This window comes from Alkalimonas cellulosilytica, assembly GCF_036325985.1.
In the GTDB taxonomy this organism is placed as follows: domain Bacteria; phylum Pseudomonadota; class Gammaproteobacteria; order Enterobacterales; family Alteromonadaceae; genus Alkalimonas; species Alkalimonas cellulosilytica.
Map to the genome: position 1 here is coordinate 1 of NZ_JAUHLI010000023.1, position 26,390 is coordinate 26,390.

22 protein-coding genes are annotated in these 26,390 nt (G+C 50.5%); 18 read left to right on the plus strand and 4 right to left on the minus strand.

Annotation, left to right across the window (positions count from 1 at the left end; all coding sequences use genetic code 11):
- From istB to QWY20_RS16955, 5 genes are all read left to right on the plus strand, one after another.
- Window positions 1-538, plus strand: a 538-nt coding sequence (gene istB, locus QWY20_RS16935; protein WP_330130190.1) for an IS21-like element helper ATPase IstB, incomplete at its 5' end; no start/stop codon positions are given.
- Between the two features lie 224 nt (window positions 539-762).
- Window positions 763-1,068 carry a transcriptional regulator gene (locus tag QWY20_RS16940; protein WP_330130191.1) on the plus strand — a complete coding sequence of 102 codons (306 nt, stop codon included), beginning with the start codon at window positions 763-765 and terminating at the stop codon, window positions 1,066-1,068.
- The gene (locus QWY20_RS16945) at window positions 1,065-2,315 is read left to right on the plus strand and encodes a type II toxin-antitoxin system HipA family toxin (protein WP_330130192.1); all 1,251 of its coding nucleotides are present in this window, start codon (window positions 1,065-1,067) and stop codon (window positions 2,313-2,315) included. Before QWY20_RS16940 ends, QWY20_RS16945 begins: the two co-directional genes overlap by 4 nt.
- A gap of 290 nt (window positions 2,316-2,605) precedes the next feature.
- A complete protein-coding gene (locus QWY20_RS16950; RefSeq protein WP_330130193.1) occupies window positions 2,606-3,997 on the plus strand; it encodes a serine hydrolase domain-containing protein in 1,392 nt (463 codons plus the stop codon).
- Window positions 3,998-4,074: 77 nt separating this feature from the next.
- Window positions 4,075-5,271: a serine hydrolase domain-containing protein gene (locus tag QWY20_RS16955; RefSeq protein WP_330130194.1), complete on the plus strand. Its 1,197-nt coding sequence runs from the start codon at window positions 4,075-4,077 to the stop codon at window positions 5,269-5,271.
- A 761-nt stretch (window positions 5,272-6,032) separates the two neighbouring features.
- Here the strand turns inward: QWY20_RS16955 and QWY20_RS16960 are convergent.
- Window positions 6,033-6,290 (minus strand): helix-turn-helix domain-containing protein, encoded by a 258-nt coding sequence (locus QWY20_RS16960; protein WP_330130195.1) that lies wholly within the window; start codon window positions 6,288-6,290, stop codon window positions 6,033-6,035.
- 269 nt (window positions 6,291-6,559) lie between these two features.
- On the opposite strand from QWY20_RS16960, the gene QWY20_RS16965 reads away from it, so the two are divergent.
- From QWY20_RS16965 to QWY20_RS16975, 3 genes are all read left to right on the plus strand, one after another.
- Window positions 6,560-6,880: a hypothetical protein gene (locus QWY20_RS16965; RefSeq protein WP_330130196.1), complete on the plus strand. Its 321-nt coding sequence runs from the start codon at window positions 6,560-6,562 to the stop codon at window positions 6,878-6,880.
- Between the two features lie 49 nt (window positions 6,881-6,929).
- Entirely contained in the window at window positions 6,930-7,313 is a 384-nt protein-coding gene (locus QWY20_RS16970) for a DUF6957 family protein (RefSeq protein ID WP_330130197.1), read from the plus strand.
- Between the two features lie 197 nt (window positions 7,314-7,510).
- A complete protein-coding gene (locus QWY20_RS16975; RefSeq protein ID WP_330130198.1) occupies window positions 7,511-7,825 on the plus strand; it encodes a hypothetical protein in 315 nt (104 codons plus the stop codon).
- 93 nt (window positions 7,826-7,918) lie between these two features.
- Here QWY20_RS16975 and umuC read toward each other — a convergent pair whose 3' ends face one another.
- Window positions 7,919-9,196, minus strand: coding sequence for a translesion error-prone DNA polymerase V subunit UmuC (gene umuC, locus QWY20_RS16980; protein ID WP_330130199.1), 1,278 nt, complete (start codon window positions 9,194-9,196; stop codon window positions 7,919-7,921).
- 1 nt (window position 9,197) lies between these two features.
- Window positions 9,198-9,626, minus strand: coding sequence for a translesion error-prone DNA polymerase V autoproteolytic subunit (gene umuD, locus QWY20_RS16985; RefSeq protein ID WP_330130200.1), 429 nt, complete (start codon window positions 9,624-9,626; stop codon window positions 9,198-9,200).
- Window positions 9,627-9,807: 181 nt separating this feature from the next.
- Between umuD and QWY20_RS16990 the strand changes: the two genes are divergently transcribed.
- Entirely contained in the window at window positions 9,808-10,155 is a 348-nt protein-coding gene (locus QWY20_RS16990) for a hypothetical protein (protein ID WP_330130202.1), read from the plus strand.
- Window positions 10,156-10,195: 40 nt separating this feature from the next.
- Here the strand turns inward: QWY20_RS16990 and QWY20_RS16995 are convergent, their stop codons facing one another.
- Window positions 10,196-10,828, minus strand: a complete 633-nt coding sequence (locus QWY20_RS16995) for an SOUL family heme-binding protein (protein ID WP_330130203.1) — start codon at window positions 10,826-10,828, stop codon at window positions 10,196-10,198.
- A gap of 204 nt (window positions 10,829-11,032) precedes the next feature.
- Between QWY20_RS16995 and QWY20_RS17000 the strand changes: the two genes are divergently transcribed.
- The 9 genes from QWY20_RS17000 to recD all read left to right on the plus strand — a co-directional run bounded on the left by QWY20_RS17000 (window position 11,033) and on the right by recD (window position 26,180).
- The gene (locus tag QWY20_RS17000) at window positions 11,033-13,084 is read left to right on the plus strand and encodes an AAA family ATPase (RefSeq protein ID WP_330130204.1); all 2,052 of its coding nucleotides are present in this window, start codon (window positions 11,033-11,035) and stop codon (window positions 13,082-13,084) included.
- A gap of 42 nt (window positions 13,085-13,126) precedes the next feature.
- Window positions 13,127-14,131, plus strand: a complete 1,005-nt coding sequence (locus QWY20_RS17005; RefSeq protein ID WP_330130205.1) for a WYL domain-containing protein — start codon at window positions 13,127-13,129, stop codon at window positions 14,129-14,131.
- 91 nt (window positions 14,132-14,222) lie between these two features.
- Window positions 14,223-14,654, plus strand: a complete 432-nt coding sequence (locus tag QWY20_RS17010; RefSeq protein WP_330130206.1) for a hypothetical protein — start codon at window positions 14,223-14,225, stop codon at window positions 14,652-14,654.
- A gap of 12 nt (window positions 14,655-14,666) precedes the next feature.
- Complete coding sequence (locus QWY20_RS17015) at window positions 14,667-15,002, plus strand: hypothetical protein (protein ID WP_330130207.1); 336 nt, start codon at window positions 14,667-14,669, stop codon at window positions 15,000-15,002.
- The gene (locus tag QWY20_RS17020) at window positions 14,999-15,559 is read left to right on the plus strand and encodes a YqiA/YcfP family alpha/beta fold hydrolase (protein WP_330130208.1); all 561 of its coding nucleotides are present in this window, start codon (window positions 14,999-15,001) and stop codon (window positions 15,557-15,559) included. Before QWY20_RS17015 ends, QWY20_RS17020 begins: the two co-directional genes overlap by 4 nt.
- Before the next feature lie 11 nt (window positions 15,560-15,570).
- Window positions 15,571-16,677 carry a hypothetical protein gene (locus tag QWY20_RS17025; RefSeq protein ID WP_330130209.1) on the plus strand — a complete coding sequence of 369 codons (1,107 nt, stop codon included), beginning with the start codon at window positions 15,571-15,573 and terminating at the stop codon, window positions 16,675-16,677.
- 137 nt (window positions 16,678-16,814) lie between these two features.
- A complete protein-coding gene (gene recC / locus QWY20_RS17030) occupies window positions 16,815-20,483 on the plus strand; it encodes an exodeoxyribonuclease V subunit gamma (protein WP_330130210.1) in 3,669 nt (1,222 codons plus the stop codon).
- Window positions 20,480-24,241 (plus strand): exodeoxyribonuclease V subunit beta, encoded by a 3,762-nt coding sequence (gene recB / locus QWY20_RS17035; RefSeq protein ID WP_330130211.1) that lies wholly within the window; start codon window positions 20,480-20,482, stop codon window positions 24,239-24,241. Before recC ends, recB begins: the two co-directional genes overlap by 4 nt.
- Window positions 24,234-26,180, plus strand: a complete 1,947-nt coding sequence (gene recD, locus QWY20_RS17040) for an exodeoxyribonuclease V subunit alpha (protein ID WP_330130212.1) — start codon at window positions 24,234-24,236, stop codon at window positions 26,178-26,180. Before recB ends, recD begins: the two co-directional genes overlap by 8 nt.
- The last annotated feature ends 210 nt before the right edge of the window (window positions 26,181-26,390 follow it).

Genomic DNA, 26,390 nt, shown 5'->3' on the forward strand with positions numbered 1-26,390 from the left:
GATTAATTACGAACAGCCACGCGGTTTAAACCAATCCGTGATAGCCGGTTTACTCAGCTGCGGCTGGGTAACGAAACATCAGAACATCTTAATCACCGGCCCCTGTGGTAGCGGTAAAACCTATCTCGCGTGTGCTCTGGCACATACCGCCATCTTAAAAGGTCATAGCGCAAAATATTACCGGCTATCGCGATTACTGATGGAGCTAAGTCAACACAAAGCAGATGGCAGTTACAGTAAGGCACTAAAACAACTAGCGAAATACGACATCCTGATCCTCGATGATTGGGGACTGGAGCCGTTAAAAGCGGCACAACGAAACGATCTGATGGAGATCATGGATGATCGGCATCAGCTAACGTCAACCATTATGTTAAGCCAGTTACCAACAGAGGAATGGTATCAGACGATTGGTGACAACACGCTGGCAGATGCCATCCTAGACAGGTTAATGCACAACGCCCACAGGCTAAAACTCAAAGGAGAATCGATGCGAAAAGTCACATCAGAGTTGACTGAAAATGAACACCTAGGTTAAAACAGACCTGAGCCCAATGCGGGAAATACTGGGTGTTCACATTCACCAGAATCGGTGTTCACATAAATCAGAATGCGCAAAAAGTAGGATATTAATCCAATTATACTGATGGAAGTGGGAATATAGTCCTACATGTAACTTGTTTGAGTTGCTTGGGAATCGAGGTTGGACTATATTCCCATTAACGGTTGAATAATAGGAATATAGTCCCTTGGGTTGGTGATATGGCTAAGCGTGATTTGCATAATGTACTGTTTCCAAAGCAGCGCAAAATCCTGAAGCATTTTGGTGAAGACTTGCTGTTGGCGATGAAACGACGTGGTTTTACAAAAAAGCTGCTGTGCGAACGTACTGGTTTTGATCATAAAACCGTGAATAAAGTCTTCGCAGGCGATCCGGGCGTTGCCATAGGCACTTACTTAAAAGTGATGGCCGTTCTTGGTATGGAAAGCAACTTTGCAGAAATGGCCGCCCATGATGACGTGGGTATCAAGCTGCAAAACATAAAATTGCTGGAAGGTTCAAGATGAGCCGTGAAATCGTCGAAGTCTATGCCGACTGGCAGCCAATTGAAGCGCCTTTGCTAATTGGGCAGCTATCTTACAGCGATTCAAGCCGAGGTGGCGTGTTTAGTTTCGCCTACGATAAAGCATTTTTAACCTCAGCCTATCGCTTGCAAATTGATCCAATCCTAACGCTTCACTCCGGTGAGCTCTATAACGATGAAGCCGATAAAAACTTTCGTACATTTCTTGATTCATCGCCTGATAGATGGGGGCGTATTTTAATGCAGCGGCGTGCGGCGATTGAGGCGCGCAAAGGCATTCGAGCAACAGGTCGATTAAACGAGTTGGATTACCTGCTGGGCGTACACGACTCTTACCGGATGGGTGGTATTCGATTTAAGCGAGCAGGCTCGGCTGCGTTCTTAGATGACAACGCTGAGTTTGCTGCGCCACCAATGGCTTCTTTGCGAGAGCTAGAACACGCAGCAATGCAGATTGAAAAAGACGATAACATCGACAGTGACGATTATTACCGCTGGTTGAAAATGCTGATTTCTCCAGGCTCATCATTAGGCGGTGCAAGGCCCAAGGCTTGTGTGACAGACGAACAAGGCCACTTGTGGATTGCCAAGTTTCCCAATCTAAATGACACCCATGACGTGGGCGCGTGGGAGATGGTCTGCTATGAATTGGCGCTGGCGGCAGGTGTTGACATGTTTCCAAGTGAGATTAGGCAGTTTTCCTCTGGGCATCATACCTTTTTAACAAAACGGTTTGACCGCGACGGTGAAAAGCGGCTGCATTTTTCGTCGGCCATGACACAGCTTCAATACTATGATGGTGAACAATCCCAAGGTGCCAGCTACTTAGAGGTTGCTGAATTTATATCCAATTCTGGTGCACAAACCGAAGCTGATTTAGCGCAGTTATGGCGACGTATCGTATTTAATATTGCGGTGTCCAACACGGATGATCACCTACGTAACCATGGGTTTTTATTAACAAAGAAGGGCTGGAAGTTATCACCTGCTTATGATTTGAACCCGATAGTGGGTAAGCATGGCCTGCATCTGAATATTACCGATGCGGACAACGCTTTAGACTACCAGCTAGCCTTTGATGTGAAAGACTTCTTCCGGCTTTCGCAAACCCAAGCCACGCAAATTTACGATGAAGTATTAATTGCGGTTAGGCAATGGCAAACCGTTGCTAAGCGCCTAGGGATCCGCCGAGCAGAGCAGGTCATGAAAGCATCGGCGTTTAACGTTTAGTGAGTCAGTGAAACTATTATTATTTTTCAGCAGATAAAGAAGTTATAGTTTCACTTTTATGCTTTGCCTCATACTCCATGTGTTTGAACACTCCACTTACCGCGGCCATAGAGCAAATCATGCATTGTGTTGCAGAGCTGGATTGGGCTGTGATCAAATTGGAAAAGAGCTGATACTATGGGCTTTAAATTTGTGGGGATCCCCCAGGCGGCCGCTGGTCTCGCTGCAATCAGCTGTTTGCCGATTAGGTACTCGTTAGCGTTGTAATGAATCAGTGGGAAGGTGCACAAATGACAAGACAGGAATTGCAGGACTTGATTGCCGAGCTAGCCAACGAGTTCGGCGTGCCCGGAGTTGCCGCCGGACTGTGGTATCGAGGCGATGTATCGTACGTTTGCCATGGAGTCACCAGCATCGAGAACCCGTTACCAATCGAAGAACATACGCTATTTCAAGCAGGCTCGATCGGTAAGACCCTCACGGCTACGGCATTGGTTTTGCTGGAGGCTCAAGGACTTGTGGCGTTGGACGCGCCGGTTCGCCGGTATGTTCCAGAGCTCAATCTTTCAGATGTGACGGCGGGCGACCAGGTCACGCTTAAGCATCTTCTGAACCATACAGCGGGGTGGGAGGGGGATTTCTTCCCGGATACGGGGGAGGGAGACAATGCGTTGGCTGGCTTTGTTGACCGCCTGAATGAGCTTGAGCAGTTGACGCCACCGGGGACAGTATTTTCGTACAACAACGCAGCGTTCTGTCTTGCAGGTCGGGTCATCGAGAAGGTCACCGGTGAGACCTATGAGTCTGCGATCCGAAGGCTCATCCTCGAGCCTCTCGGGCTCCACGAATCGTTCTTCTTTCGTGATGATGTGATGACGCGGCGTTTTGCCGTTGGTCACAAGACAACGGATGGCGATGCATTGGAGGTAGCAAGACCTTGGGGGTTGCCTCGTAACGGCGCGGCGGCGGGCGGAATCGTTACCAGCGTCTCCGATCTGCTCGCATGGGCGCGATTCCATTTGCGCGGCGCTCGCGATGATGTTGAAGCGCAGTACTTGCCGGACAATCCTCGCTTGCAGGCAATGTACAGGCCCACTTTGCATATGCCTGGCTGTGCATTCGGCGATGCGTTCGGGATTGGTTGGTTCCTGACCAAAGTCGGGAATGCCTGGTTAGTCAGTCACGGCGGTAGCACGCATGGACAGGAAGCCAATCTTGCCTTTCTACCTGAACATGACTGGGCGCTGGTTCTCCTGACCAACTCCAGCCCCGGTGGCATGTCATTTAACGAGGCCGCAACGAAGCGTGTGCTGGCCGCTTGTACCGGGATTGTCGAGCCATCAGTGCAAACGGTGTCGGCAGCACCTTCTGAGCTCGCTGAGTATGCGGGAGAGTATAGGGCTCGTAGCATGCGTTGCTTGGTAAGCGTCGATGAATCTGGAGAGTTTGTCTTCGCAGTTTCGAACGAGCTGGAGTTAAACGCGCTGATGTCGGAAAATTCTGAAGTGCCGCAATCGGAGCCCACTGTCCTTCGTGCCCTGCTGGTGAGAGAGCATGCAGATCGTTATGTCTTCGCAAGTGGTCCGCTAAGCGGCACCACGGGATACTTTGAGCGCGGTCAGAATAACCGGGTGCGAGCGCTGCATCTGTTCGGGCGCTGGCTGTCTCTGGTGGATGCATGATGCTTAGCTCACGCGAATGGGCAGCATTCACGAAGTTATTTTTGTGACGATTGGTCACCTCCGAAAAGTGCAAGACGATGATTAATTCAGTCCATCACGGGCAGGTTCCAAGAGCTATCGAACATTTGTTGGCCCATGCGGTCGAGGAGCTGGCCGGCCTGCGGGGAGTTCGACATGCCATCCTGGGTGTCGAGCCAGGGGATCGATCGTACCGCTGGATTGGTGCCGCCGGTATCGCAAACTCATCCGGGGCACCAATGACCCCGGAGACTCCCTACTGCCTTGCAAGCGTTACCAAGCTCTATATCGGTGCGGCGATCCTGCGACTTGAGGAACTCGGTCGGCTCTCCATTGACGACCCACTGACGGTTCACTTGTCCAGCAAGATGGTTTCCGGTCTTCATCGATGCCGAGGTGTTGACCGGACGGCCGATCTCACCCTTCGCCACCTCCTCGGTCATGCCTCTGGGCTTCCCGAGTACATCTCCGAGGCCCCTAAGGGAGAAAAAGCGCTGTTGGAACGGGTTATCGAGCATGGGGATCTGAGCTGGGACACAGCCGATGTGATCGCCATGGTCAGGGGGACAAAGGGAGCGCACTTTGATCCAAGGCCATTCGACGGACGCCGACACACGGTTCGTTACTCGGACACAAACTTTCAGCTCTTGATTGCTGTTATTGAGGCCGTAACCAGCCAACCGCTTCATGAAGCCTTCGCCACGCTCATCTATCGGCCTTTGGGCCTTAACCGGACATGGCACCCGGGAACGCCTTCTGCGTCATCCATGCAAGCGGCTGCGTTGCTATGGGCCGGTGATGAGCCATTGGAGCGGCCGCTGGCCCTGCGCTCCTTCCGTGATCTCTTCAGCACGGGTGACGAGACACTCCGCTTTTTGCGTGCCCTGATCACCGGTGAGCTGTTCGATAACGTTGCCACGGCGGAGCGGATGCGCCTACACTGGAACCCGTTCGCATTCTCCTTGATCCCAACAGCCCCGAGCTGGCCCATCGAGTACGGGCTTGCCATGATGCGATTCGGGACACCGCGATTGCTCAAGCCATTCTTCTCATCACCGACACTTATTGGTCATACCGGCGCCTCCGGCTCCTGGCTTTTCTACGTCCCTAGTTCAGACCTGTATCTCACAGGAACAGTGGACCAGTTGACAGCCCCATCGGTGCCATTCAGAAAACTGCCACGATTAGTTGAGCAACTGCACTCAGCCGCCAAGAAAAACGGAATAAAGAATGCTGACCACCATGCGTCTAGTTGAAACTGGATGACGCACTTGATCGTTCGACTGTCACATGGAGGCATAAGGCCTATGCTACGTAGTCAATCTCCTAAAAATTCTGGAAGATTTGCAGGTATATCCTTGCCCGTTTGATGGCCGGCTCTGACTCTAAATTGTAGAGTAACTAATAGACCAGAGAAATACAGGGGATAGTTCATGGCTAAAATCAGAGGCTAAAGATTAGATCAATTTATTAACCCTGATTATTAACACTATAACTGTACAAATAATAAGCAAAGCTGCAAAAATACCCTAATGATCGCATATGCGATCTGCAGAGAAGGAACCAAATCTCAAATGTAAACAAACAACCCTTTATCGGGACCCTTGATCTAAGATATTAATGTAAAATGACGCTTTGAGAAGAGTTTTAGCTTAATTTAATGTAATTTGTGTAAAATTTAATATTTTACCGTCCTGAAGCGGCTATTAATTTTATTTCTTAAATTTCAATAACCTATGCACTTTGGTTAGTTTTCTAACCAAAAAAACTGCCGTTACGCGTAACACTCCAGAATGGTTAGTATATTAACCAAAATCAATTGCGTTACGCGTAACGCGATATAATTTGGTTAGTTTTCTAACCAACATGCCGAATGTTTCGCTTAAGAAGGCTCAATCTGGTTTGTTTGGCAACCAAAACCCTGCCTTTTAGGAATGACGCCTGTAAATTTGCCCAATTTGGTTTCCGTAGGCTATCCGCACATGAGATCGGCCATTTTCATGTGCGCGAAGCAAATCTACCCGGATGAATTTTGATCCATATTTTCGCCTCGTTCTGGCACTGCTTCCTGCTGCAATTTTTCTATCGTCAATAAATCGCTGATTTCACAATCGAGGTAATCACACAGGGTCTCGAGAGTATCGAAATCGATCCGGCCAGTGTTCTCATGATACAGCCTGGTAAGGGTGCTCCTGTTAATGCCGGTATCCCGGACGGCATCAGAAATTTTTAAGCGCTTTGCACCTAGCAGTGCAGATAAATGACATTTTATCACCAGCCCCTCCCTTCAACTGCGCTGAGTTATCAGCTCTTATAAGCCATATTTTGCTGTTTTAAAGCATCATTATTATGACATGGCTCGTTATCTGAGAGAAGCGGCGATGCCTCGAGGGAAAATTTTTATTAAATCTTGACGCGTGTCGGAAAATTCACCATAATGAGCCTTATAAGATATAAAATGAATCTATAAAGATTCACTTTCAGAGATTTTGAATCTTTTTTAAGGGCTCTATTTTAATTTCAACGTCGTCGAGGGCTGTTCTCATGAAAAAATGTGGTGGTGTATTAACTGATTGGTTCCAATATCAGGTTGATTCAGGCGATAGCGTTATTTTTGGAACTGTGATTGAGGATCCTAATCGCCGGTTCTTTCGCGGTCAGTCAATCGTGACATCCACAGTCATTTCGATTGATCGTGAGCGGGGCATCGCTGAAACGATGTACTCTGTTTATAAATTAATGGCTGAAAACTCTACGGATGAAAATGTCCGTCATAAATTTTCGCTGTCCTACGGTGGCGCTCGTTTTCATGCTGATATGAACTGCATTGTTCGTGATCCAAAGGGTCTGCATTGCATGGCCTGAGTGGTCGCATGAATGTGCATTGCGCATTTTTTTGTCTGGAGGTTGTTTGATGTCAGACAAACTGAAACACATTGAGGAATTGGCCGCTCTCTTCAATCAGCCAGGGGATAGCACCCCGTTTGGGATTGATGCACAAGCTATTGAGCCAATGATGCAGAAGATTGTTGAAGAGCAGATCAAGTACAAACCCATCTGTGCTGTCAATCATTGGGTGATTTGGCGGGTAGATGAGGCGGATGATCTGATTGTTTTAAAGGGCGACGTCCTTTTTCACTCGCTGGGTCATCGAGAACCGGGCAATTGGGTGCGGACATCCCCATTGATTAGTTTCAGGTATAACTGCGTCTTTGAAACAAAAAACACGGTATATCTGATGGTTGGCCCCGGCACCATGAAAGATGTGCCCGCCAGAAGCGTGTTGGCGTTTCTATAACAGACTGCTCGATGGTTTTGATGGTGATTTTTGCTTTACGCAAGCATTGCTGCATGACAGCGGTAAAACCAAAACAGTTAAAGCCAACTCGCTAATCTGGTAGTGAGTTGGCCCCATACATGACTGCGTTGTAGCTGAATCAAATGTACTAATCACTTTGTACCGGATGCTCGAGCAATGGATATGGGATTTTCAAAATGATCATGCAGCTGTTGGAGTTTCCAGGAAACTCTCATGAGCAAGTATTTAAATTGCCAGTGGATCTGGACCTCGTCAGTAAAATCAAACAAGCCTCAGCGTCATTGGGCTGCGGCGATGAACTCGAATTGAAAGGGCCGCACGGTGTGATGTGCCAAATAGGCGAGGGTGTTCCCATTCGATCTTTTTCTGACTCCATCAAAATTCGTAAGGGCGAGTTTCAAATGATAATTACGCATGCGGGGTTTGAACCACTGGTTTCGCCATGGCATGCGATTGACTGGTTATCAACGACCAGTCTGAGTGTGCATTAAATACCTATTCAACAAATCTGCCTTCGAATTTACCACTATGATTCAGGTAATTCGCTGCAGATCACTGCTGCAGGTATGAATTAAACCGGACATTCATTTCACGATCGGTAGTTGTTTCCAATTCGTTGTGTAAGCCGGTGACAGCAACTCGCGCTTCATGCTCCATTCCTGCTTGACCCCTTGACTGGCAAACCAGATGGTTTTGCCAAATTTGGTGTTTAGGTTGTCCATCAACTGCATCAGTTTCTGATCGGACTCTTTTTGCACGAGTGGCTCATCAAAAAGACCGGGTTGATAAACGCCAGGATCATAAAAATCAGCCAGCATTACTCCGGCTTTGGCATAGCGGTAGCCATTCACCCATAGTGCATCCAACAGCTGGGTGGCTTTGGCCAGAAAGACGCGGGTGTCTGCACTTGGGGCATCCAGTGCTGTGCTCTTGCTGGCACTGTAGGGCGCGTCTTTGTCGCTGAAGGGGCTGGTCCTCAGAAATACTGTCAGGTGCTTTGCCTCTTGCTGCTCTTTGCGAAGCTTTTGACAGGCCCGGCTGATGTACTCGCTGATGGCCTCGTGCATCTGTTGCTTGTCGGTAATGCGTTCGCCAAAGGCGCGGCTTGAAACGATTTGTTTTTTGGTGGGCGCTACTTCTTCCAGGTCGATGCAGGACTCGCCATTGAGCTCACGCACCGTGCGCTCCACCACCACAGAAAAGTGCTGCCGGATAAACTTAGGGTCTGCCTCTGCCAGTTGCAAGGCGGTATCCATGCCGAGCTGCTGCAACCGCTTGGTCAGCTTGCTGCCAATTCCCCAAACCTCATGCACCGGCAGCAAGCCCAGCAGTTTGCGCTGACGGACCTTGCTGGTTAAATCCACCACACCACCGGTTTTTTGCCAGGTTTTGGCGGCATGGTTGGCTAGCTTTGCCAGGGTTTTGCTGGGAGCAATCCCAACGCAGACCGTCATCCCTGTCCATTTTTGAATGGTGTGTCGCACGGTTAAGCCAAGCGCGGTGAGGTCCAGACAGTGCGCTACCCCGGTTAAATCCAAAAAGGCCTCGTCGATGGAGTACACCTCAACCCGCGGGGCCAATTGCTCCAGGGTGCTCATCACCCGCTGCGACATATCGGCGTAAAGCGCGTAGTTTGATGAGAAAGCCATGACGCCATGCTTTTGCATCAAGTCCCGCACCTGAAACAGCGGCACACCCATTTTTATGCCGAGTTTCTTGGCTTCTTTCGAGCGGGCCACCACACAACCGTCGTTGTTGGACAGCACCACCACCGGGGTAGTGGCCAAGTCTGGCCGAAACAGCTTTTCACAGCTGGCGTAAAAGTTATTGCAATCGACCAAGGCAAAGACATGGGATGCCATGTTAGCGCTTCATCTGACGAACCACGCTGGTGACCACCCCAAAGATGTTCAGCTCATCGCCTGAGCGCAAACGAATGGGCGGATAGGCTGGATTTTTGGGATTTAACTGCAGGTAGGGTTTGGTGCAAAGCTCTTTGACCGTGAACTCGCCACTGACTTCTGCCACTACAATGTCACCATGCACGGCATCGATGGAGCGGTCGACCACCAACACATCGTTGGAATGAATGCCGGCATCAATCATTGAGTCGCCCTCTACACGAACGAAGAAGGTCGCGTTCGGGTGCTGAATGCACAGTTCATTCAAGTCCAGCGTGCGCTCGACATAGTCCTGAGCCGGGGAGGGGAAGCCTGCCGGTACTTTTTGCAAGAAAAGCGGTATCACCAGGCGGGTGCTGACGCAGGCTTCGGCCAGATAAGTGGCAGTCATGATTCTCTCCGCATAAAATAACTGTTTATTTGTACAGTATATCGCTAGAATTGGATTTTGTCAGCGTTTGACCGGCGTATGTGTATGCAAAGTGGACAGATAAAAATCCGGGGCACTGTTCAGAGCTGTTGCCAGCACTTAACATGGCTACACTCAATAAGGAAGCAAGAGGAGAAAGTGTATGGAGCCTGATGTGATCCTGCTTGAACAGCAGAGCCTGGAAGCTCTGCGTCATAACTACCCGCAGCTGAAGGAGCTCGATGGGGCACTTAACTTTTATTCCGAAGCCGAAGCGAGCCAGCTCACCGCTACCGCCTGGCATTTCTCGGAGCAGGCCCAAACTTTGCTCAGGCAAAGCGGGCTCAAATCCGCCATCCTCGATTTGCTCGATGCCTTGGTGGCCCAGCGGAAACAGCAGCGCATTCGTCCGAACCGAGCAGGGCGCATGCACCTCAAAGAAGATCAGCTGCAGCTGGAGTGGCTGCACGAAGAGAGCATGCCAGAGGCCATGTTACGCCAGGCCGTATAATGGGCCTGGTAAATGCTGGTCGGCGCCTGCTGTTGGCCTATTAAGGCGCCTGCAGTGCAATCAGCACTTCATTGCGTCGAAACATCGGCAGTGTCATCGGGCCATGGTAGCCTGCTTTTAGCGGCGCACTCGCTGGTTGGTACCCCTGCTCAAGCAGCCACTTTTGCAACACCGCAGTCTGTTTGGCGACATTGCGATCGCTTAATCGGCCGGAAAATCGAATGGCAGCGACCCGATAATCGCTCACTTCAGACAGCGTTACCGATGGATCGGTCGGCTTTGGCGTAGTTTCCAGCGTGAAGTGCGCCGGCATCACAAAAGACATCCGCGCCTGCTCAGGCGTATCGGTCATAAAGACCGGCGCCGTCATCGCGATGGACACCCCCTGATGACCATTTGAAGCCTCCATAAACACCGGTGCGGTCATGGCGATGTCTCGCGCCCCCTCGTTCGCACCGCTGATGTAGCGGAACAGCTTTCGAAAAGCACCATTTTGGCCATGCGCAGCCATATCGGCCGAAACCAACACCATGGCATCGTAATGGCGCACATCAATACCCAGGCTCTCATCCACCTGCAACTGGGTGTAAGGGGCAATTTCAACATGGCTCTGGCCGACCACAGAGCAGCCGGCCAGCAAGGCGGCAGTAAATAAGGTGAATACGGATTTCACGGTTAGTCCTTTTGCATTGTTTGTTGTGGTTGTACGTGTGTTTTAAAGAAACAGAGCAGTAGGGTTACCGGAAGGCCAGAACAAATGGCTGTTCTCATTGAAGGAAGTTTTTTTAAGGGGCAGAACCATCACTAGATTCGAGCGTCATGTGGTGAAGCTCGCGTGAGGTAGAGTGCTTAGCTTATTGGCTGATAAGGAAAGCATATGGAACAAGTTTTTTTAAAGCCCCATGACAAACCTTCCTACCGGGTCAACCCTGTCGTCTGCGCTGATTTGGCCATTGCCGTGCGCTGGGTGCTCTGCATTCAGCAACGCTTTTACCGTTATCGCTGTGCCAAAGCCTTGGATGCGTTGGGGTTTAAAGATGAGTTCAGTGAACAGTTAATTACCGATGACGCCGATCAGGGTTATGATGATTTGATTGCTTTGCTGGATGCGCACATTGCCAGTCAGCCACCTTTGGCATTGGATGCCAATACGGAGGCTTTTGGTCACTTGATAGGGCTAAGTAAGCTTGAAACGGCTATTTTCCGCTTTGTGTTAATTGTGCGCTCCTGGCGCATGGTATTTAGCGATGTGCGTGCAGCGCGGTATTACGCTACGGGAAATGATATTTTTGAGTTGGTAGCGCATTGTCTTCAGGCAAATGCAGATGATGTTGAAGTGGCTTTGATGCCAGCTTCTACGCTGGCGATTTGTCAGCTTGTTACCATGGAGCGGGGCGGGGATCTGGCCGATCATTTTCGCTCCTTACGTGTGTTTGACCGCTTATTTGCCAATGACTGCGATCCCAAAGAGCTGATTGAAAAGTTCAGCAGCAGTGTGCCGGCCCCTAAGCTGACCGGCGACGATTTTCCTCACCTGCATGATGAAGTGCACTTGCTCAAACGTTTATTGGACCATGCTTTAGCCAATCGACTGACTGGCTGTAACTTTTTGCTGTATGGCCCTCCGGGTACCGGTAAAACTGAGCTGGCCAATTGGCTGGGCTATCAGGCTTGTCAGAATGTCATGGCCGTCAGTGCGTTTTCCGGCCATGAAGTTCACAATGCTAAATCACGCTTAAATGCCTTTTTGATGTGTCAGCGTCTTTATGGCAACTCGGGAGATAAGGTTCTGATTTTTGATGAGGCCGATGATGTGCTGCCAAGCCAGCTGGGCATCACGGTTGGCAATAGCGATGCTCTGAAGATGGCCATCAATCAATTGCTTGAAACCAATGCCACGCCCTGTATCTGGATTTGCAACTCCATCCGTCACTTTGATGCGGCGCAGTTACGACGCTTTACGCTGATGGTGCAGGTTAACGAGCCGCCTGAAAAAGTGCGTCAAACCATTGTGGAGCGGTACCTGGCCGACACGGGCGTTGGGGCGGATTATCTAAAGTCGCTGGCTTTTGACAAACACATTACGCCTGCCATGCTTGCGAAATTGGCCGAGCATCACCAAGCAGTAAAAGCAGATAAAGCCGAACAACTGGAACGCAACTTTGATCTGATGATCAATCCACTGCTGCAAGCGCGCTTTGGCCGGGATCGCCTGGTCACTTCTGCACAGCCTATTTTGCCAGAGTATTACAACAGCAATTATTGCATGGCAACCCTTGCCGCACAGTGCCGGCAACATCCGGAGCTGAGGATTTGCTTGTATGGCCCGCCAGGAACTGGCAAAACCAGCTATGCCTCATATCTGGCGCGTGAAGTCGATAAGCCGTTGTTGCACAAAACGGCCAGCGACTTACTAGGTAGTTATGTGGGGGAAACCGAACGAGCCATTGCCGACGCCTTTCGTGAGGCCGAAAAATCTGCCGCCATTTTGCTGCTGGATGAAGTGGACACCTTAATGGGCGCACGTCATCAGGCAGAGCGGCACTGGCAAAAAACCATGACCAACGAGCTGCTGACTCAACTTGATCAGTACCGCGGCGTCCTGGTATGCACCACCAATTTTATGGAGGCTTTGGATCCGGCGGCAGTGCGTCGTTTTGATCTGAAAGTGCAGCTCGATTACCTGAACGTTACTCAGGCAATGCGCTTGTTCAAAGAGCTGCTTGCAGAGTTTGGTATACAGCAATCAGAGTTTATTTATGAAGATGAACTCAGTCGCTGGCGGCTGACACCGGCCGATTTTAATCTGGTGAAACGCCAAAGCCGCTTTTTAGCACCGGGGGCACTGAATGCAGCCGCTTTGCTGCAAGCGCTGCAGCAGGAAGTGCAGTATCGTCACACGGAGCGCAGTATTGGCTTTGTCCACTAAGTAGGTTATTCATAAACAACAACCTTTGAAAGGAGCAACCCGATGCAGTTGGAGCAGATTATTTATCGAACCTTGCCAGAAGGCGAGCACAAAGCCATTACTACCGCACAGCTGCTCGAACGCATCCAGGCTTCGGGGTGGGCCCATCAAGCTGCTTCCTTGTTACCAGGTGAACGCAAATCTGCTATCCAAAAGCTCAGGCGGCAGCTTGATGGCATGATGGATAACCCGGACAAACTGATAGGGAGCGATAGACAAAGTCGCCAGCAAATCTATTGGCGAAAACCTGATCCGCAAAAAGGGCTGGCTTATCTTATCCAGGAACTTAGCCTGCTGCAGGATGTGATTAAACGCGGCTTGTCACCGAAAACACAGCAGGATTTTGATGCCCTGTTGTCAAAACGATTGTCGCATCAATCACGCTGGCTAAATAAGTTGTACGTTGCGCCATCCGGCGTCTGGCAGCCACCAGTGCTGGACGCAACGACCACGGAGCTGGTTTATAGCGCTATTGAGCAAGAGTTGGAGTTTAGTTGTGACTACACCAACATCCAGGGGTTAAAGCGCCGGGTTCGGCTAGCGCCCTGGGGGTTAATGGTCAAAGCAGAGAAGGTGTACGTGGTAGCCCGAGAGTGCGGCAAGAATAAGCCCGGGGCGGTGACTTACGCCATGATCAGCATCGAAAATGTGGAATTGGAAAACCCGATGCAGTTAAGCGATATGCTGGATCCGGCTATCGACTTTAAAACCTACTGCGAACAAGAAGGGATGGGGCAGTTCGCCAAGGGAACTGAAAGCATTGTGTTGACCATGCGTCTTTATGGCAATGCCGGGCGACGCATCCATGACACCCCACTGAGCACTGATATGCAGGTAAAGGAAATTAGTCATGATTGCCGAGAGGTGACCGCCACGGTGCACAACAGTGTCGAGCTTAGAAAGTTTTTGCGAGGTTTTGGTGCCGAACTGCAAGTGATGGCTCCTGAGCAACTGCGCTCGCAGATGGCAGAGGAACTCAAACAAGCCTTGGCGTGGTATCAAATATAGAAAAATTAATTTGAGCGTCACTCTATGACGCTCACTGCCGCTATGCTGGTTGCAAGCCTTGGTATTCTACCACAGGTCACCGGAGGTTTGCATGAACGATGTTTTTGATACCTTTTCCCGTTTAGCGGTTCCCCTGCATCAGCTTGGTTTTCACTCAGAACGATCTTTGCTGCCCTTGGTTCGCACCTTAACCCAGTACTTGCCCATCACAGAGCAAACGCGTTTGCTGTTAAGTGCAAAGCTTGCCGGCGAACTGCAGGTTGAAGAAGACTTTGCCGGGGCGCTTTACTACATCAAAGAGCACTTTGCGTGGTATGGCGTCTACTTTGATAAAGACCAGCAAACACTGGTTTTTACCAGCGAAACCGATGGGGAAATACACCGGGTGCATAAAAGCCAGGTGCCAGAGCTACCGGTTCCTATCCGGACAGAGTTCCATCAAATCTACTTTGGCTATTTACTGCAGCAACAACTGGTGCGTCGCAACGATATTCTGGTTGTGACAGCTTGCCCTGGGAACTAAAAGGAGATTGCCATGTATAAATTTTCTTTGCTATTACTCTTTGTTGATGTTGCCAATGAGGTGATCGAGGAGGCGGCAGAAGCCAAGCATTTGCGCCAAATGTCCTGGCCGGCCATTGCACTGAACCTGATGGAAATTGGCATCGCTGGTTTTTCCTGGTTGATTGTCGCTTTGCTTGTTGGGCTTGGGTTCTCTGACCTGTGGGCGTTGATTGCATTGTGCATCGGAGCGCTTCATGTCTACACCCGTTTGTTTCACACCAAAGCCTGGAATACCTTCATTATTGAATGCAACGAACTGGCTGATGAGCACGACGCAAAACACAAAAAAACAAAGAGGTCACAATGATTATTTTCATTCATGGTTTTGGCTCGAACGGCCTGGGCAGCAAAGCGTGTCAGCTTCGGGCTTATTGTGCACTCAACAAAATTCCGTTTCTGGCGCCATCGCTAAGCACCATCCCAGTACTTGCCATCTCTACCTTAGAAGAGCTGATAGAACAATGCCTTAACTTTCAACCGATTCGCTTGATTGGTTCATCACTAGGTGGCTATTATGCCCTGTACCTGGCGCAAAAATATCAACTGAGCGCAGTGTTGATTAATCCTTCGATGGAGCCAGAAGTAACCTTGCAGCGACACCGAGGCAAAGCCTGCAACTACTTTGATGGCTCCGGTTATGAGTGGACGGCTGAACACCTGGCAAGCCTAAAACACTACCGCACGGACTCGACCGGCAAGAACACCTTGCTATTAGTTCAAACCGGTGACGAAGTGCTGGATTACCAGGTGGCAGTCAACCGCTTGCCGGATGCCGAAACGATAGTTGTGCCTGGTGGGAATCATGGGTTTGAGGGGTTTGATAGTTATTTAGAAAAGACGATGACTTTTTTGCAAATCAAATAAGGATGAACTCTATGTCGTTGCACAGCGAAATATTAAAAGAAATTCAATCAGGCAAGATCCCAGAGAACTTTAAACTTAGCGATCTGAAGAAAAGGCCAATGTCGGACGGCACCTATCGGGTTGGTGATAAAACTTACGGCGAGTCTACCTTAAATACGATGCCGGCAAATTTATCTGTTGATGCTGACGGTGGCCGATCAGGAAAACATGTTCAAAATGGGGCTATTCCAAAGTACATCCGTATTGCACGAGGCCAGTATCGATTGATATGTGGCCATGAGCAATTACATGCACCATTTTTAGATGATGAAATACAACACGCTATAGATTTGGACGCTGAACCCTATCAGTTTGATGGCAAATTGATAGGTAAATCAACTAGCATTCCAGGCATTGTGATTGATTATTTAACACAAATCCCTTTTCAGTATTATTTCAAGAAACAAAGAATTAAACATCCAAAAAAGCCTGCACGCGGTTTAAACGAGCGATTAAACGCATATTTTTGGCCGGATCTCTCAACGGGATGGCTTACAACGCAGCAAGAGATTGGCAAGTTTATTAATGAGTTCAAAGATATTGAGCAATATTCAGACCATCCGACTTCAGATGGCAAATTGTTTAATCTGTTTAAGCGCATCTGTGATTGGGGTGGTGTTAAGATGCCAGATATTTCCGCACCAGACTTGAAGCAACAGGTGTTTGCCGTTTTAAACATGCTAGACAAAGGTAATGTACCTGGACCAGAGTTTAAAATTAATAGCGCTTACACGAAACTCTATGCTGTCGCTCGACCAAACGCCTTTGTTATTTTTGACTCTAGAGTTGCTGCAGCCCTCACCAGTATTTTGGATAGTGGTTATGAGGAATTCTCTTCGTTACCTGACTGGTCAAAATATTCTGGACTCGGATTTGTAAATGGCCGAGGTGGTAGTCGTCCACGAGTACTGCAACACAACTGGAAAAATGGCTATCAAAAGTGGTCTGCGCAACTTGCAGCAAATAAGTTATGCCTCGATATCATTGATCTGATAAATCAAAAATATGACCAATATGGTTTGGCTCAACCCATAACACTGCGTGAGATTGAAGCAATTTTGTTTATGGAAGGGTATTGACTAAAAGGTCTGACTTGAGAGGTTGTTTTGGGAATAGAGAATAAAATTAACAAAGAGCGACACTAGTTGTCGCTCTTATCTGCTACGCTCTGTTGTGCTCATGAAGGATAAAAATAATCCCCTATAAAGGAACTCACATGTCGAACACACTGGTACCAGGACTCGTCGTCGCCCATAGTCATCGTTTGGAAGACCTAACTGCTGTGGCTGTGCAGTTTATCACGACCTACCCATTGGCACCGCTTGAAGATGAAACCGTGTTGGTGCAAAGCAATGGTATTGCTCAGTGGTTAAAAATCGAATTGGCCAAGGCCAGTGGCATTGCCTCGATGATGAACCTGACTTTACCAGCACGCTTTGTGTGGAAAGCCTACCGCACCCTTCTAGGGGATGACATCCCAAAAACTTCGCCATTTGATAAAGACCGCTTAAGCTGGCGTATTATGCGGTTGTTGCCCAGTTTGATTGCAAAGCACCGCGACATGGGCGGTCAGCCATTTCGGGTACTGGAAAACTATTTAGGCACCGCAGGGAGCGGTGCTGCCGAATTAGCTGACGAGTTCAATGAACGCAAACTTTTTCAGTTAAGTGGCCGTATTGCCGATTTATTCGATCAGTATCAGAATTACCGCGCCGATTGGCTCGATCATTGGGCTCATGGGCGAACCATTCTAAGCTCTGAAGCCGAGCCGGTGGGCGCAGACAGCCTGTGGCAGCCACTATTATGGCAAGCTCTGGTGAATGATATTGGCAACGATTTATTTTGGACCAACCGAGCGGAGCTGCACCGGCGCTTTGTGGCCAAAGCTAAAACGCTCACATCACCGACTGCCGGGCTGCCCAAGCGGCTGGTGATTTTTGGTATTTCATCACTGCCACAGCAAACGCTCGAAGTGCTGGATGCACTGAAAGGCTGTATGCAAATTGTGCTTTGCGTGCACAACCCCTGCCAGCATTACTGGGCCAACATTGTTGATGGCAAAGAAGCGCTGAAAGAAGCACTGAAGCAGGCAAGCAACAAGCGCCATGCTGTAAAGCCAGGTATGCCTGAGGATACACCGGACGATGCGCTGCATTTGCATGCCCATCCGCTGTTGGCCAGTTGGGGCAAGCAGGGCCGGGATTACATTCACCTGCTGGATTTGTACGACGAAACCCTGGCAAAGCAGGCCGTATTTGACGCCGTAAAGTTCGAAATTTTCGACGAAGCACCGGTGCGTAACAGGCTGCAGCAGCTGCAAAACGATGTGCTGCATCTACGCCCGCTGCAGGAAACCAGAACGCGATGGCAGGTCGACGCTGCATCCGGCCAGCCTGATTGCTCGATTCAGTTTCATAGCTGCCACAGCATTCAACGCGAAGTGGAAGTGTTGCACGATCAGTTGCTGGCGGCCTTTGCAGAGGACCCCAGCTTAGAGCCGCGCAACATCATGGTGATGGTGCCTGATGTGACCGCCTATGCACCGCACATTGATGCTGTTTTTGGCCGGTTTGACGACAATCGCCGCATTCCCTACACCATCGCTGATCAGGGGCAACGCCATGTGCAACCATTGCTGGTGGCGTTGGAGCAACTGCTGACCATCGAGCAATCGCGGGTGACTCAGACCGATGTACTGTCTCTGTTGGGTGTGCCGGCCATTCAGCAAGCACTTGATTTTACCGAGCAAGAGTTGGTTCAGCTGCAACAATGGCTGATCGAGGCCGGTGCTCGTTGGGGCCTCTGTGCTGAGCAGCGGGCGCAATTTGGCATGCCAGCGCATGAGCCCACCAACAGCTGGTGGTTTGCATTGGAGCGTATGGTGTTTGGCTATGCCATGGGACGACCGAATGATGAGGCTCAACCCCGTTGGCAATCGATTGAGCCTTACCATGAAGTAGGAGGCCTGTCTGCCGATGCGGTTGGTAAACTGGGGCTGTTTATTCAGCTGCTGAACAGCTGGTGGCGCTTTGCCAGCAGTTCGCATGGACTATCTGAGTGGGCCTCTGCCGCCGAGATGCTGTTAGCACGGCTTTTTAAGCCAGCAAATGATGCCGATTTACTGCTAATCAGTCGCTTGAATGGGCAACTGGTCGAGCTACTAGCGGTGGTGGAGCAAAGCGGGTTTACTGCTCCGCTTACGCTGGCCACATTCAAAGAGAGCTGGCTTGCGGGTATTGACCAGCCTAATTTAAACCAGCGATTTTTAGCAGGCTCGGTCAATTTTGCCACCCTAATGCCAATGCGCGCGATTCCATTTAAGCAAATCTATTTGCTCGGCATGAGTGATGACGCCTACCCAAGACGTCAAGCGGCCATCGACTTTGATTTGATGCGCAGCCAGTATCGACCAGGGGACCGCTCGCGGCGGGACGACGATCGCTACCTGTTTTTAGAAGCCTTATTGTCTGCCCGCGAAAAGTTTTCTGTCAGCTGGGTAGGGCGCAGTGCCCAAGACAACAGCGAGTGGCCGCCGTCGGTCTTGGTGGCGCAGCTACGCGATCATTTGGTGAAAGGCTGGTGTCCAAACTCATTGAAGCCAAAAGATTTTCTTGCATCACTCACAACCGAGCATAAGCTGCAGGCTTTTCATCCGGATTACATGACCGCCGGCACTGGATTATTTACTTATGCACGTGAGTGGCAAGCTGTCCGCAGTTCAAATGCGATTGGAAACGGTGGGCAGGCACAACCGCTTAAGCCTTGGACGGCAGAGCAAGGGCAGCGTTTGCAGTTGAATCTACGCAGTTTGATCAATTTTTTGCGCGAGCCGGCGCAGCCCTTTTTTAATCAACGGTTGAACACTTATTTTGGCAGCGATGAGCAGCAAACCCACGACAGCGAAACTTTCGCGTTGGACTACTTGCAGCGCTGGCAGCTAAGCAGTGAACTCTTGACGACCGGTGTTGCATGGATGCGAGGGCAGCAAAAGACAGGTACTTTTGCGGTGCTTGAGGATTTGCAGCCTTTACAACCAGCGTTTGCCGATGTATTTGCCAGGCTGCAGCGTGAAGGAGCGCTTGGGGTCGACACGATTAGCGAAGGGATCCAGCAACAGGCGCTGCATCTTGTCAGCTTGCCATTGCTGGAGGTATCAAAGGCATTGACAGACAAGCAGCCTATTGCAGATGAAACTATGCTTTTTGAATGCAAATTGGAAACAGGCATACCGATGATCATTGAAGATCGCGCCACCCAGTTGTTTACCAATGCTGCCGGTGAGGTCTTTCAGCTGGTTGTAACCGCCAGCAAAGCAGAGGCGAAACATCGATTTTTGCCATACCTGAGGCATTTGCTCCTGACTGCCGTTCGCACGAAAAATGCGCAGATAGGAGCGGTGACTACGATCGCGGTGTACCGCGAAGCCAAGGATAAGAAAAAAGCTGTTCAAAGTCTGCCTTCGGTTAGCTCAGATCAGGCGAAGGTCGTGCTTGAAGAGTTGTTGGCAGCTTATGCCCAGTCGTTGTCACATCCATCTGCGGTGGTCGGGGAGTTGGCAGTGGACTGGCTCGATACCTACTGGAAGGCGTTAAATGGCACCTTGAAGTTGGGCCGAAAAAAACTGCCTGCCTTTGATGCCGATGAGGCAGCCACGGAAGCGACTGCACGGTTATTGAATGCATTGAATGGCGACGATGAATTGGCCCAAAAATACCCTTATGCGGCTCGAATTCAGCCGGATTTTGAACTGCTACCAGCTGACAGCGCCTTTGCTACAGCACTGCAACGCCTTTACGCCCCAATGATTCGATTGGAAAACGGCTTAACTTTGCTTTGCGAGCTTCCTGCTCTGGAAAGTGATGAGCAGCAAGGAGGTTTGAAATGAGTTCAGAAGCAATCGATTTGACCAATCCGCTGGATTTTCCACTGCATGGCAGCCGCTTGATTGAAGCCAGTGCCGGAACCGGCAAAACCTACACCATTGCTGCGCTCTATGTACGTTTGGTACTGCAACATGGCCGGCAAGGCCTGTGCTTTGCCCGGGAGTTGCTACCAAAAGATATTCTGGTGATGACCTTTACCCGGGCTGCAACGGCAGAACTGTCGGATCGCATTCGAACCCGCTTAAGCGACGCCGCGGATTACTTTCGAGCGGATAACGCCAGCAAAGACGATGAATTTTTGCAAAACCTCAAAGCCTATTATCTGCAAGCGGGCAGCAGTGAAGCCGATCTTAGCCGGTTGGCGCGGCGCTTAGAGCTGGCCGCAGAGTCGATGGACGAGTCGGCGGTACATACCATCAACGGTTGGTGCCAGAAAATGCTGACCGAGCATGCCTTTGCCAGTGGCAGCTTGTTTGAACAAGAGGTAAAAACGGAAGAAGACGAGCTAAAACTGGCGGCGGCTGAGGATTATTTTCGACGTTTTGTCTACAACTTGAAGCCTGAACTTGCTCAAGAGGTGATCGACCTATTTTCATCCCCGGAGCAACTGGTAAAAAAAATAGGCCGTGCCGCTGAAGGGGAGTTGTTGGCAACCCAGGATTACCCACCTTTAGCGGCAGTACATGAGGAAGTTCGCTTCAAGGCTGAATCAGAAGTGCAGTTACTCAAAGATAAGTATCGTAAAGCCTCAAATGTGTTAGCGATGGTTTTAGATTTGACGAATTTACATAATGAAACCAGGAAGTCGGCAGCTCAAGCATTATCGCTCTGGTTAAACACGTCAGCTATTGAAATTGTGTTCGATAAGAGTGAGCAAAAAAAAGAGTTAACCTATGATAAACTTTTTGGTAAGTTCGGGGCTGATTTGCCTGCAGTCGCTGAAGTATTTAAAGACTTGTTGGACGATGTGGAAAAAACGAAAGCGATCGCCAAACAAGCAGATTCCACTTTACTGCAGCATGCCAGTGGCTACATTTATGCCCGTTTCCAAGAGCTGAAACAACAAGCCGCCATCATGGGGTTTGACGACATGCTGACCCGGCTGCGCGATGCTTTGCGTGGGCCCAATGGCCAGCTTTTAGCGCAATGCATTCGTGAACAGTACCCGGTAGCGCTGGTCGATGAGTTTCAGGATACCGATCCGGTGCAGTACGAAATTTTCGATACCATTTACCGGGTGGAGCGCAATGATGCTGAGACCGGTATCTTCCTAATTGGCGATCCCAAGCAAGCCATTTACAGCTTTCGTAACGCAGATATTTTTACCTACTTAAAAGCCCGTCACGCCACCGAGGGCCGGCATTACAATCTGAAGAAAAACTTCCGCTCCACTAAAGCGATGGTAGATGCGGTGAATGCGCTGTTTTATCGTGCCGATGAGAACACCGACCGCGGCGCCTTCTTATACAAGCAAGAAATTCCCTTTGTCAGTGTCGATGTTAATGGCCAAAGCAAGGTGTTTAAAGGGCTGGATGGCACCGAAACTGCCGCGCTGCATTGGCATGTGGTCCCAGAGCCTGCGGCCAAAAAAGATGCCTACCAAAAACCGGCTGCCCGCTACCATGCCAACCTGATAGCCCAGCTGTTAAACAGCGATAAAGCTGGGTTTTACGAAGGCGATGCTCGAACCGCGGTGGCTCCGAAAGATATTGCTGTGCTGGTGGCAAATGCCAAAGAAGCACGGCTCATTAGAGCGGAACTGAGCAAGCGTGGTATTCGCAGTGTCTATCTGTCTGAGAGTGACTCTGTGTATGCGCAGCCGGTTGCCAGTGATTTACTTGCGTTGGTGCAGGCCTGCGCACAGCCCCTCGACACAAGGAGGGTTCGCCGCGCTTTGGCGGTACCGCTACTGGCCGAGCCGCTAAGCCGCCTGATTGACTATCAGGAAAACGAGTTGGCTTGGGAAGCTGCAGTCGAGCGGTTTATGGACTATCACGAATTGTGGCTGCGATTTGGTGTCTTGGCGGCGCTTCAACGCTTATTGCACGATTTTCAGGTGCCGGCAAGGTTGCTGGCTGATGCGGGGGAAGGAGAGCGTCAACTGGCCGATACGCTGCACATTTGTGAGTTACTGCAACAAGCCAGCGTAACGCTCGAAGGCATGGCGAGCCTGGAAGAGCACTTTGCACTGCAGGTGCAGGAATACAAGGTAGCCGTTAGCTTTGAAGGGAGCAGCAAACGCACCAACAGCGAAGCCTTGCAATTGCGTCTCGAAAGCGACGCAGAATTGGTCAAGGTGATTACCTACCATAAGTCGAAAGGCTTGCAATACCCCCTGGTGTTTATGCCGTTTCCGGCTTATACCATGAAGGAAGGTGATCGCTTTAAAGACTATAGGTTTCCACAAAGCTATCATGCGTTGGGCCCTCAGGGAGAGCGAGTGAAAAAAATTGCCTGGAGCAAGGGTGATAAAGAAGCGAAGTCTTACATTTTAGAGGAAGCATTGGCAGAAGATGTACGCAAGATGTATGTGGCTTTAACACGGGCGGAATTTGCCACCTTTGTCACCTTGCAGGTGGTGGGCGAACCTAAGCACAACCCGCTGTTTCATCTACTATATGGTGACGAAACAAATACCGAAAAGTTAACCGATGTACTGGAAAAAGCACGCGAGCGTTGGCAGTCCCCTGGTGTACTTCATACGGAAGTTGCCGTGATGCAGGAAACAGAACAGGTGTCCTTGCAGGGTAGGGATGAGCCCGTTCAATCCCTAACAGCTTTGATTTTTGCCGGTGACTTCAAGTCACGTTCCTGGTGGGTGAGTAGTTACAGTGCACTTAGTTATGGCACTGAGATGCAAACACCCGAGACCCCGTTGGAAATGAACATGCTTGAGGGAAAGCGCGATGATGCTGTTCCAGCTGTGGTCGTCGATGAGCATGCTGCAATGGCCCGGATTGAATATAAGGCAGACAAGGCACCTGGTACAGCAAGCGGCGAAGGGCGCATTCATCATTTGCCCAAAGGAGCAGGACCGGGCACCTTTTTGCACACTTTGCTGGAAGATGCGGCTGAACTTGGTTTTGATGAGGTTGCAAAAAACTCAGAGGTACGATCGAGCATGCTGGACAAAGCCTGCAAAAATCCATATTGGCAAGAGCATCGTGCTGCGCTTGATAGCTGGTTGCAGCAGTATCTGCAAGTCCGTTTCGAATTGCCAGGCGAAGGGGGTGCAGCAAACCACAGCGTAGCACTGGCTGACTTAACCACTTATAAAGCCGAACCTGAGTTTTGGTTTGAAACCCGCCAGGTCAGCACCACACGGCTGGACGCGCTGATAGCCCGGCACATTCATCCGGCATTTCCGCGGCCTAAGCTCGACGCTACCCGGCTTAATGGCATGCTCAAAGGCTTTATCGACCTGGTGTTCGAGTACCACGGCAAATACTACGTGGCGGACTACAAGTCGAACTGGCTGGGGGAGCATGATGCCGATTACAACCTTGACGCCATGCGCAGCAAAATTCTGGCCAGCCGCTACGACTTGCAGTACGTGCTTTACATCTTGGCACTGCATAAATTACTTAAAGCCCGGCTGGGTGAGGCGTATTGTTACGACCGCCATGTTGGTGGCGCCGTCTATTTGTTTTTGCGGGGGCATCATGCCGATAGCCGAGGCGCTTTTTTCGACCGGCCGCCACGGCAGCTGATTGAAGCGCTGGAGAGTGAGTTTTTAGCTCAAGGAGAAGCCCATGTCTGAAACCACCAGTTTGTTTGCACCGGAAAGCATCATCGAGCTCTGGCAAGAGGAAGGGTTGTTTCGTGCCATCGACGTTCAACTTGCGACCTTGTTGCTTCGCGCAGGGACTTCAGAGACCATAGCGGCATTGAGTGTTTTGGTATCGCATCAGGTCGGACGCGGCCATACCTGTTTGTCCTTGCCGCAGCTGTTCGACGATCCGGTGAAAACTTTAGGGATCGATGCGAGCACTACTGAGTTTGAAGCACAGTTTCGAGATCTGATACCAGATTTAGCGCAGTTGCTGGAAGTGCTTAACAGCAGCGATTCGGTGCTTCGTGTCGCGGCTGATGAAGCTGATGCCTTGCAACCCTTGGTCTGGGATGCTCATCGCCAGTTGCTGTACTTGCGCCGTTATTGGCAGCACGAACAACGCATTCGGAACTGGTTAGATACCAGAACCGCTACGCAGCAACAGGACATAGCTACCGAGCCACTCTGTGCGGTGATTACCAGCTTGATAGCCCCGAAAAACGACGCCATCAGCTGGCAACGATTGGCCTGTGCCAATGCGGCGAAACAATCCTTTAGTGTGATCACCGGCGGGCCTGGCACAGGGAAAACCTACACAGTGGTGCGGGTGTTGGCGACCTTACTGGCGTTTGATGACACCTTGCGGATCGCGCTGGCCGCACCAACCGGCAAAGCGGCGGCCCGGATGGAAGAGTCGGTTAATGCGGCCTTAGCCGATACCGATAACCCGGCGCTGTTGCGGGTGAAGTCAGCGCTCAGTCGCAAAGCCTCCACCTTGCACCGTCTGCTGGGCTCGCAGCGCCATAGCCGCTATTTCCGTCACAACAGTGCCATGCCACTGCCATTTGATGTGGTGGTGGTGGATGAAGCATCAATGATCGATACCGAAATGTTCGATGCGTTGCTTGATGCCATTGGCCCCCATACCCGGCTGATTTTGCTGGGTGATAAAGATCAACTGGCTCCGGTGGAAGCCGGTTCGATTTTGGCTTCGTTGTGCCGTGAAGCGGATAGTCGCTCTTATTCACCAGCCCATCAACAGTGGTTAATGGCGGCAAGCGGCGAAACCATGCCAGAGCCTGCGCTGCCCGTTGCGCCGGGTTTAAACGATCATATTGTGATGCTGGAAGGCTCCGAGCGTTTTCAGGGCGCCATTGCCGATCTGGCGCTGGCTGTGAATGCCTGCGATGTCGACGCAGCCAATCAGGCGTTAACCAAGGTCAGGCAGCTGTCTCCACCGCCCAGCATGGCGGCACAAAGCATGCAGCTCCATGGCGCCGACCCAAAAGCCAAAGCATTCTGGCAGGAGCTGGCAAACGGCTTTGCTGATTTTGTTGAACTGTGCGACCAGCAGTTTTTAGCGGAAGAGGATGCCATTAATACCTGGGCGGCTACTGTGCTCTCGGCTTATTCAAACTATCAGTTACTGACCGCGCTTCGGGCGGGTCCTTGGGGGCAGCAGCAGGTAAATCGGATGATGGAGCAGTTGCTGCGCTTAGGCGCAACCAGCGGAAGTGGAGCCTGGTACCACGGTCGACCGGTGATGGTCACCAGCAATGATTACAGCCTGAACTTAAACAATGGTGATATTGGCATTGTGCTAAAGCATCCCAGTGATCAGCGGCTACGGGTGGTATTCCCTGCACCTGTCACCGATGCCAACCCAGTCGGTGTTCGCTGGGTTTTACCCAGTCGCCTGGATGCGGTGGAAACCGTCTATGCGATGACAGTGCACAAATCACAGGGCTCAGAGTTTCGTCATACGGTTTTGATGTTGCCAGACAGGCCGACACCGGTGCTGACTAAAGAGCTCATTTATACCGGCATCACCCGCGCCAAAAAGGACCTAACGCTGGTAATCCCAAATCAAAGCGTGTGGCAGCAGGGGGTGTTGGCACGTATTGAGCGTTTGGGTGGTCTTGGCTAAATCCCTTCACTCCAAACATTAGATCTTGCGCTTGGTGAGCACAGGTGCAAAGCCACTGCAGAATTTTGATGTGTCTAGCACTTGTGTGATGGTTAAACTGCACACTCTTAGTGGATTCAGCTGGGTAATATTTCAAAGAGTCTATACTGAGAGCGACACTTTTTGTCGTGCTCATCCATTAGGATGGTCGTCTCTTTTCTTGGTTAATCT

Bases quoted from the DNA above. Each gene is read 5' to 3' on its own strand.
- QWY20_RS16940 (WP_330130191.1), top strand. From the start codon at position 763: ATGGCTAAGCGTGATTTGCATAATGTACTGTTTCCAAAGCAGCGCAAA.
- QWY20_RS16945 (WP_330130192.1), top strand. From the start codon at position 1,065: ATGAGCCGTGAAATCGTCGAAGTCTATGCCGACTGGCAGCCAATTGAA.
- QWY20_RS16950 (WP_330130193.1), top strand. From the start codon at position 2,606: ATGACAAGACAGGAATTGCAGGACTTGATTGCCGAGCTAGCCAACGAG.
- QWY20_RS16955 (WP_330130194.1), top strand. From the start codon at position 4,075: ATGATTAATTCAGTCCATCACGGGCAGGTTCCAAGAGCTATCGAACAT.
- QWY20_RS16965 (WP_330130196.1), top strand. From the start codon at position 6,560: ATGAAAAAATGTGGTGGTGTATTAACTGATTGGTTCCAATATCAGGTT.
- QWY20_RS16970 (WP_330130197.1), top strand. From the start codon at position 6,930: ATGTCAGACAAACTGAAACACATTGAGGAATTGGCCGCTCTCTTCAAT.
- QWY20_RS16975 (WP_330130198.1), top strand. From the start codon at position 7,511: ATGATCATGCAGCTGTTGGAGTTTCCAGGAAACTCTCATGAGCAAGTA.
- umuC (WP_330130199.1), bottom strand. From the start codon at position 9,196: ATGGCATCCCATGTCTTTGCCTTGGTCGATTGCAATAACTTTTACGCC.
- umuD (WP_330130200.1), bottom strand. From the start codon at position 9,626: ATGACTGCCACTTATCTGGCCGAAGCCTGCGTCAGCACCCGCCTGGTG.
- QWY20_RS16990 (WP_330130202.1), top strand. From the start codon at position 9,808: ATGGAGCCTGATGTGATCCTGCTTGAACAGCAGAGCCTGGAAGCTCTG.
- QWY20_RS17000 (WP_330130204.1), top strand. From the start codon at position 11,033: ATGGAACAAGTTTTTTTAAAGCCCCATGACAAACCTTCCTACCGGGTC.
- QWY20_RS17005 (WP_330130205.1), top strand. From the start codon at position 13,127: ATGCAGTTGGAGCAGATTATTTATCGAACCTTGCCAGAAGGCGAGCAC.
- QWY20_RS17010 (WP_330130206.1), top strand. From the start codon at position 14,223: ATGAACGATGTTTTTGATACCTTTTCCCGTTTAGCGGTTCCCCTGCAT.
- QWY20_RS17015 (WP_330130207.1), top strand. From the start codon at position 14,667: ATGTATAAATTTTCTTTGCTATTACTCTTTGTTGATGTTGCCAATGAG.
- QWY20_RS17020 (WP_330130208.1), top strand. From the start codon at position 14,999: ATGATTATTTTCATTCATGGTTTTGGCTCGAACGGCCTGGGCAGCAAA.
- QWY20_RS17025 (WP_330130209.1), top strand. From the start codon at position 15,571: ATGTCGTTGCACAGCGAAATATTAAAAGAAATTCAATCAGGCAAGATC.
- recC (WP_330130210.1), top strand. From the start codon at position 16,815: ATGTCGAACACACTGGTACCAGGACTCGTCGTCGCCCATAGTCATCGT.
- recB (WP_330130211.1), top strand. From the start codon at position 20,480: ATGAGTTCAGAAGCAATCGATTTGACCAATCCGCTGGATTTTCCACTG.
- recD (WP_330130212.1), top strand. From the start codon at position 24,234: ATGTCTGAAACCACCAGTTTGTTTGCACCGGAAAGCATCATCGAGCTC.